Annotated in this window: 3 protein-coding genes; 2 read left to right on the top strand and 1 reads right to left on the bottom strand. The window is 35.8% G+C overall.

Annotated features, from left to right (window positions below; genetic code table 11):
* On the bottom strand, positions 1–217 hold a 217-nt coding region (locus RLO81_RS00990), incomplete at its 3' end, for a hypothetical protein (RefSeq protein ID WP_350105927.1).
* 610 nt (positions 218–827) lie between these two features.
* Between RLO81_RS00990 and RLO81_RS00985 the strand changes: the two genes are divergently transcribed.
* Together RLO81_RS00985 and RLO81_RS00980 are read left to right on the top strand one after the other, a co-directional pair.
* Positions 828–1,349 (top strand): helix-turn-helix domain-containing protein, encoded by a 522-nt coding sequence (locus RLO81_RS00985; RefSeq protein WP_350105924.1) that lies wholly within the window; start codon positions 828–830, stop codon positions 1,347–1,349.
* A gap of 79 nt (positions 1,350–1,428) precedes the next feature.
* Positions 1,429–1,657: DUF1330 domain-containing protein (locus RLO81_RS00980; protein WP_350105921.1), on the top strand; the 229-nt coding region annotated here is incomplete at its 3' end.

Below are 1,657 nucleotides of genomic sequence, written 5' to 3'. Positions count from 1 at the left end.
CATAAACCTGTATCACCGCTCCATCAAAATCAGCCGGATGTGGTGCGTAACCATAGCTCTCGCCAAACCATTTTGTATCTGAGGTATTTACCTGGTTTCGTTCGACCTTACCCTTAAGCGTTCTTATTACAGTGCCTGATAAGGCACATACGGTAAGGAACAGAAAAAAATATAACACCCCTATGAGTACCTTTCGAATCAAACTCGATTTGCGCATTTGTATTCCTGTTGAATTCTCCAATAGTAATCTGAATTTCAGACTTTCTTGAAAAAACACCCACAATTTAAACACTTGATAGAAGTCCAAAAAATCATCATCCAGTTAACAACGAATACGATAACCATATATTTCTCTTCCCTTTCAAACGGAAATAGCTTTTATCCATAAAAAATCCTGATGGAATAAATCAGTACCTGCGTCTAAACAGTGAAAATATAATGATGAAAAAAATAGTAAAAACATTCGCAGCTGGAGCAATAGCCATCTTAATGGTAGCTTGTGCTTCCCAAAAAAAATCAAATAAGTTCAAATGATAACAACCACCACACAATCTCCTGTTTGTTTGAATCATTCTGCTTCATCTGACGACAATCAAACTAAAATTGTAATTACTTTACTATTTTAGATGACTGTTTTCTCTGAATCAAGAAAAACCGCTGGGGAGTTTGCCCATATAATGTAGCCCTTTAATAGAAAAACCAATGGTTATTGACCACAAGAATATAGAATTAAAAGGGAGAGTGATTTTTGAGTCAATCACTTCGCGTTCTCTCATCAACTTCCTGTTTATCTCACTGCAATTAGGGATGATAATTTAACCGAAATTGTGACTGCTAAACCATGTGTGATACTTGGTAATTACATCGCTGGTATCAACCTATATCTTGAGAATCAACATCGATTCAATATTGATATTTTACATGTTAAAATAAAGGAGATCTTTTTATTGTTGCTTCAATCAAAAAAGGCTCCTGAGGTTTCTACACTGCTAAGAAATCTATTTGCCGAAAGGACTAACACTTTCAAAGCCATAGTAGAATCCCATTTATATAACGACATTTCAATTGATGATTTGGCTATATTATCAAATATGAGCGTCTCAACATTCAAAAGGAAGTTTAGATTGATCTATAAAGATACTCCAGCCCATTATATTCTTTCAAAGAGGCTAAAAAGAGCCGAGGGGTTATTAAGTGCCTCTGAACTTTCGATGAATGAAATTTCTGATGAAATTGGTTTTAAAACTGCCCATCAATTCTCTAAAAAATTTAAGGAAAGATACGGACTAACTCCCACTAAATTCAGATTGAACCAAATAGGCAAAAAGTTGACCCCTATAGGACGCTAAGTCCATGATGTCATCCATAATATTGTCGGATTAATTGGCGCACCAATCACTAATATCAACAACGATTAATTCTTTAACTATGGAAAACAGTCAGGCCTTTTTAGTAATAAATGCTTCGGTCAACAACCAATATAAAAATGAACTTCAGACATATCTGGGAAGTGTAATGCAGATTTTTGGCAAAAATGGCGGTAAACCGGTAGGACGATACAATACCCTTGAGCAATTATCAGGGGAAGATGGTCCTGAGATGATGGCCATTTTAGAATTCCCCAGTACAGATATCATACGGAAGATGGTCAGGGGGG

It is taken from the genome of Fulvivirga sp. (assembly GCF_040220315.1).
GTDB lineage: Bacteria > Bacteroidota > Bacteroidia > Cytophagales > Cyclobacteriaceae > Fulvivirga.
This window is presented reverse-complemented; position numbering and strand designations above follow the sequence as displayed.